This window comes from Saccharomonospora halophila 8 (assembly GCF_000383775.1).
In the GTDB taxonomy this organism is placed as follows: domain Bacteria; phylum Actinomycetota; class Actinomycetes; order Mycobacteriales; family Pseudonocardiaceae; genus Saccharomonospora; species Saccharomonospora halophila.
In genome coordinates, this window is sequence record NZ_KB912566.1 from 125,210 (window position 1) to 130,836 (window position 5,627).

Below are 5,627 nucleotides of genomic sequence, written 5' to 3' on the forward strand. Positions count from 1 at the left end.
AGGCCACCGGGCCGAGCGCGGCGGCCAGCGCCACCTCGTGCCCGGGATCCACGGTGAGCAACGCGGCCACCGACCCGAGCAGGCCGGGCACGTCGTCGGCCGCGCCGAGCAGTGATCCGGCCCCGTCCCTGCGGGACAGGCTCATCGACAGCGCGTCCAGCCGCGCCTTCTCCGAGGCGATCTCCCGTTCGGCGGTCCGTTCGGCCGCGACCAGTTCCTCCACCCGGGCCTTGGCGGCCTTGTTCGCCTCCACCGCGCGGTCGTGCCGCTCGCGCAGTGTCGCGTCGTCGGAGTCCTCGGCACCACCCTCGGCGCGGGCCTGCTCCAGCTCCTCCGAGGCGGTCTCGGCGCGGGCCACGGCCTCCTCGATGCCACTGGTGAGGCGTTCGACCTCGTCGGCGGTGGCGGTGCTCTTGCTGCGCAGCGCGTCGACCTGGCCGGAGAGCTTGGCGATGCCCTCCCGCCGGTCGGCGATCGCCCGGACCGCGGCCAGATGCTCCCGCTCGGCCGCCTGCACCCGCTGTTCGAGTTGCTCACGACGTTCGACGGTCTCCGACAGCAGCGCGCGGGCCTGCGCCACGCCCTCGCCCAGTTCCTCCTCGCGGGCGGCGGCCTCCTCGGCCTCGGCGAGCAGTTCCTCCGGATCCCGTCCGGTGCCCCCGCTGTCCACCTCGGCCGAGAGGTGCCGCCTGCGCTCCACCGCCAGCCGCACCGTGCCGCGCAGCCGCTCCGCCAGCGACGACAGCTTGTACCAGGTGTCCTGGGCGGCGGTGAGCCTCGGTGCGTCCTCGGCGAGCACGGCCTCCAGTTCGGTCTGCTCGGAGGTGGCCGCCTCCAGGGTCTGTTCGACCTCGGCGCGGCGGGCACGGGCCGCCTTCTCGTCGGCCTCCTCCTTCTCGATCCGGGTGCGCTGGCCGACCAGGTCGTCGGCGTACAGCCGCAGCCGGGCATCCCGCAGCTCCGCCTGCACCACCTGGGCGCGGCGCGCGATCTCGGCCTGTTTGCCCAGCGGCTTGAGCTGGCGCTGCAACTCGGTGGTGAGGTCGTTCAGCCGGTCCAGGTTGCCCTGCATCGCGTTGAGCTTGCGCAGGGCCTTCTCCTTGCGCTTGCGGTGCTTGAGCACCCCGGCGGCCTCCTCGATGAAGGAGCGCCGGTCCTCGGGCTTGGCCTGCAGGATCTCGGAGAGCTGGCCCTGGCCCACGATGACGTGCATCTCGCGGCCGATCCCGGAGTCGGACAGCAGCTCCTGGATGTCGAGCAGGCGGCACGAACCACCGTTGATCTCGTACTCACTGGCCCCGTCGCGGAACATCCGCCGCGTGATGGAGACCTCGGTGTACTCGATGGGCAGCGCGCCGTCGGCGTTGTCGATGGTCAGGGTGACCTCGGCCCGGCCGAGCGGGGACCGCCCGGAGGTGCCGGCGAAGATGACGTCCTCCATCTTGCCGCCGCGCAGATCCTTGGCCCCCTGGGTCCCCATCACCCAGCGCAGGGCGTCGAGCACGTTCGACTTGCCGGAGCCGTTCGGCCCGACGACACACGTGATGCCCGGTTCGAAGCGCAGGGTGGTCGCCGACGCGAAGGACTTGAAGCCCTTCATCGTCAAGCTCTTCAGGTGCACGCGGTGTCGACCTTTCGCTCACCGACTTCGGTGTGTCCGATCGGATGATGCTACCCGCGCCGATTTGACGCACGTGGGAGCCGGTGCTCCCGCGTGGCAGGACTCCCGGCCGCGGCCGCCCGCGACGCCGTGCTGACCGGATCCAGGCGGGGGCCGGCGGCGAGGACCGCGGTTCACAGGGGTGGCGCGTCGACACCGCACTGGTGATGGCCCGACCGTGCCGACGGGGCGCGGTCGGCGAGGGGATCGCGGATCGTCACCACGGCCAGCACCCCGCCACCGGCCGCGAGCCCCGCGGTGATCAGCATCGCGGTGTGGAATCCGGCGGCGAAAGCCGTCGGGTCGGCGTAGGTGTCGCCGGTCAGCCCCGCGGCCAGCGGGATCACGGCGACCGCGGCCAACTGGGCGGTCCGTGCGACGGTGTTGTTCACGCCGGAGGCGACCCCGGCGTACCGCTCCCCCGCGGCAGCCAGCGCCGTGGCGGTCAGCGGCGCGACGGTGGTCGCCAGTCCCAGCCCGAGGACGACCACCGAGGGCAGCACCGTGGCGAGGTAACCGTCCCCGGGATCGATCCGGATCATCAGGAGCAATCCCCCGGCCATCACCACCGGCCCCACACTCATCTGCGTGCGGGGGCCGATGCGCTGGGCGAGTCTCCCGGATCCCGCGGACAGGACCAGCATCAACGCGGTCACCGGCAGTGTGGCGGCACCGGCCCGCAGCGCGGAGTAGCCGAGCGCGACCTGGAGATAGATCACCAGCAGGAAGAACACCGCCCCCAGCGCCGCATAGACGGTGACGGTCACCAGATTGGCGGCGGTGAACTGCGGGGAGGCGAACACCCGTGGCGGCAGCATCGGATGCGAACCGGTCCGCTCGACCGCGACGAACGCACCGAGCGCGGCCAGGCCCGTCACCCCGGTCGCGAGGACCACGGGGGACGAACCCCGCGCGCCTGCTTCGATGAGCGCGTAGGTGAGTCCACCGAGACCGGCGACTGCCAGTACCGTCCCGACCAGGTCGAGCCGCCGGGCCGCGTCGGGGTTGCGTGATTCGGCCACCCGCCGCCGTGCCACCACGACCACCGCGACGGCCGGCGGCAGATTGAGCAGGAAGATCGCGCGCCAGGAACCGGCGTCCACGAGCCACCCGCCCAGGAAGGGGCCGACCGCGGTGGCGATCCCGGTCAGGCCCGACCAGGCGCCGATCGCCGCCGCCCGATCCGCACGGCGGAAACTGGCCTCGATCAGTGCCAGACTCCCCGGAGTCAGCAGCGCGGCACCCACCCCCTGGGCGATCCGGGCGACGACGAGCATGGGCAGGGTGACCGCGCCCGCGCAGAGCGCGGACGCCACCGCGAACCACACCACACCCAGCAGGAACAGGCGCCTGCGCCCGTAGCGGTCCCCCAGCGATCCGGAGAGCAGGATGAACGCGGCCAGGGTCAGCATGTAGCCGTTGACGACCCACTGGAGCCCGGACAGCGAGGACGCGCCGAACTCCCGCCCGATCGTGGGCAGCGCGACGTTGACCGCGGTGCTGTCCAGAAACGCCATTCCCGACCCGCCGACCGTGGCCGCCAGGACCCGACGTCCGGCCGCCGACCTCAGCGCCACGCCCTCCGGGCCGCTGTCGCCGACGTGCGTATCGTCCTCGCGCACCGCTGCCTCCCGTTCACCCGACCGACCGGCGCGCGTGGTGCACACGACGGTCCGCCGCCCGCGTCAGCGTTCGACGAAGCCGTCCAGGCCACCGCGCGGGTCGGACCACCGCTCGACGACCGTGTTCACCCGGCCCGGCGAGTTCCCGGTACGCAGGGTGTCGAGCAGCCGTCGGCAGTCCCGGCCCGGCCCCTCGGCGACGACCTCCACCCGGCCGTCGGGGAGGTTGCGCGCGTGGCCCACCAGTCCCAGTTCGAGGGCCCGGCTACGGGTCCACCACCGGAAACCGACGCCCTGCACCGAGCCGTGCACCCACGCCGTCAGACGGGTCGTCTCTGTCTCGTCAGCCACCCCGCCATCGTGCCGCACCACGGTGGTCGGGACCGGCGCGAGGTCAGTCGTGTTGGATTCGCGGCGTGTCCGGGGCGGTGGTAGTGTCCCGCGACACGGCGGCGCCGGGGGACGCCGGACCGATCTCTGCACAGGTGTCTTGTCGAAGGAGTCGGGCATGTCGAACTCGTCCGGGGAATCGACGCGGGTCGAACTCGCGCCACCCCGCGAGTCCCCCGGCAGACTGCACCGCACCGGGTACCTGGCGCTCACCGCCGCCGGACTGTTGGTCTGTACCGCCTTCGCCGCCGTCGCCCAGGTGGCCGCACCCGGGGAGGACACCGGTGCCCGGATGGCCGCCCCGACGGGTGGCCTCACCGACGACAACCGCAGCGGGGGCGGTGGCCCGGAGCTGATCCCCGGCCAGGCCGTCCCCGCCGACACGACCGTCGTCGTGGACGGCGTCCCCGTGACCGGGACCCTGCCGTCGTCCAGCGACGCTCCGACCACCGTCGTCCGGGTCGGCGAGGACGGTCAGCAGACGACCTCGGTGGTGTCCCCGCCCGACGACGACGGGGACGAGAACTCCGATTCGGGGCAGAGCGATCCGGGCGAACCTGACTCGTCGAAGCCCGGGCCGCAACCGACGGACCCCACGGACACTGAGTCCGGGGATCCGTCGGACCCCACGGACCCGACCTCGCCCACCGGGTCCACCGATCCCACCAAACCCTCCGAGGACGAGGGCGAAGACACGAGCTCGACGACCGCCACCGCAGAGAACGACGCTCAGTCGGAGGGCAACGGCGGTTCGTCCCCTGCTGCGGCCACGCTGTCCGAGGCCACGACCGGAGGCGAGACCGGCACCGGCACCGTCGCAACCGGGACACCGGGCACCACCGGCGGGACGACGCTCCCGACCGGCGACACCGCGACCGGCACCGACCGGCCGTCCCGGTGACCGCCCGCGCCCGTCCACCGGAGGTGTGCGCGATCCCCGTCCCGGATCCCACGAACGGCGCAGTCCCGGCCCTCTGAACCGGGACGTCCGTCACCGGGCGCCGCCCTTCGGGCATCCGACCACCCCGCTAACGTCCACCACGAACAGAAGTTCGTTCGTCGCGCGATATCATCTGGGGAAGTGAGCACAAGGGGGGTCCGTGGTGGACGAGCCGAGTACCGAGCTGGTGGAGAGCTCCGCGCGCCTGCTCGACCTGATCCGCAGCGGGGCCGCCGACACCCGCCCCGAGCTGAGCGCCCGGACCGGCCTCGGCCGGACCGCGATCACCCAGCGCGTCACGACCCTGCTCGACGCGGGTCTGCTGGAGGAGGGCGACCTCAATCCGTCGACCGGGGGGAGGCAGGCGCGCACGCTCCGCTTCCGCCGGGACGCGGGACGCATCCTCACCGCCGAACTCGGCGCCACCGGCTACACGGCCGGGGTGACCGACCTGATGGGCACCGTGCTGACCATGCGGCACTGCGACGTCGACATCGCCCGGGGGCCGGAGACGGTGCTGTCCGAGGTCGAGTCGACGCTCGACGAACTGCTCACCGGGATCGGCGGCGCCGCCGGGGACGTGTGGGGGGTCGGTCTCGGCCTGCCCGGGCCGGTCGAGTTCGCCACGGCGCGCCCGTCCGAGCCGCCGATCATGCCGGGATGGAACAACTACCCGGTGCGGGAACGGCTCGGCGCACGGTACGCCGCGCCGGTGTGGGTGGACAACGAGGTCAACCTCCTCTGCCTCGGGGAGCTGCGCACCCCCGGGTCGGCGGTCGACCTGGGCGACCTGCTCTACGTCAAGGTCGGGACGGGGATCGGTGCCGGGGTCAGCCACGCCGGGCATCTGCACCGGGGCGCGCAGGGCTGTGCGGGCGACATCGGGCACGCCGCGGTGTCCGACGACAACGCGGTGGTGTGCCGGTGCGGCAAGACGGGATGTCTGGAGGCCGTCGCCGGGGGTGCGGCGCTGGCGCGGGACGGGACGGAGCTGGCCCGGTCCGGGGCGAGCCCC

The 5,627-nt window shown here is 73.1% G+C and carries 5 protein-coding genes; 2 read left to right on the forward strand and 3 right to left on the reverse strand.

Annotated features, from left to right (window positions below):
- The 3 genes from SACHA_RS22540 to SACHA_RS0115785 form a co-directional block, all read right to left on the reverse strand.
- Positions 1-1,621: chromosome segregation SMC family protein (locus SACHA_RS22540; protein ID WP_039739289.1), on the reverse strand; the 1,621-nt coding region annotated here is incomplete at its 3' end.
- A 173-nt stretch (positions 1,622-1,794) separates the two neighbouring features.
- A complete protein-coding gene (locus tag SACHA_RS0115780; RefSeq protein ID WP_157601724.1) occupies positions 1,795-3,177 on the reverse strand; it encodes an MFS transporter in 1,383 nt (460 codons plus the stop codon).
- A 168-nt stretch (positions 3,178-3,345) separates the two neighbouring features.
- Positions 3,346-3,633: an acylphosphatase gene (locus tag SACHA_RS0115785; protein ID WP_232211900.1), complete on the reverse strand. Its 288-nt coding sequence runs from the start codon at positions 3,631-3,633 to the stop codon at positions 3,346-3,348.
- 157 nt (positions 3,634-3,790) lie between these two features.
- Between SACHA_RS0115785 and SACHA_RS23470 the strand changes: the two genes are divergently transcribed.
- Both SACHA_RS23470 and SACHA_RS0115795 read left to right on the forward strand, forming a co-directional pair.
- The gene (locus SACHA_RS23470; protein ID WP_019811279.1) at positions 3,791-4,573 is read left to right on the forward strand and encodes a hypothetical protein; all 783 of its coding nucleotides are present in this window, start codon (positions 3,791-3,793) and stop codon (positions 4,571-4,573) included.
- A gap of 202 nt (positions 4,574-4,775) precedes the next feature.
- The coding region (locus SACHA_RS0115795) for an ROK family protein (RefSeq protein ID WP_019811281.1) at positions 4,776-5,627 on the forward strand (852 nt) is incomplete at its 3' end.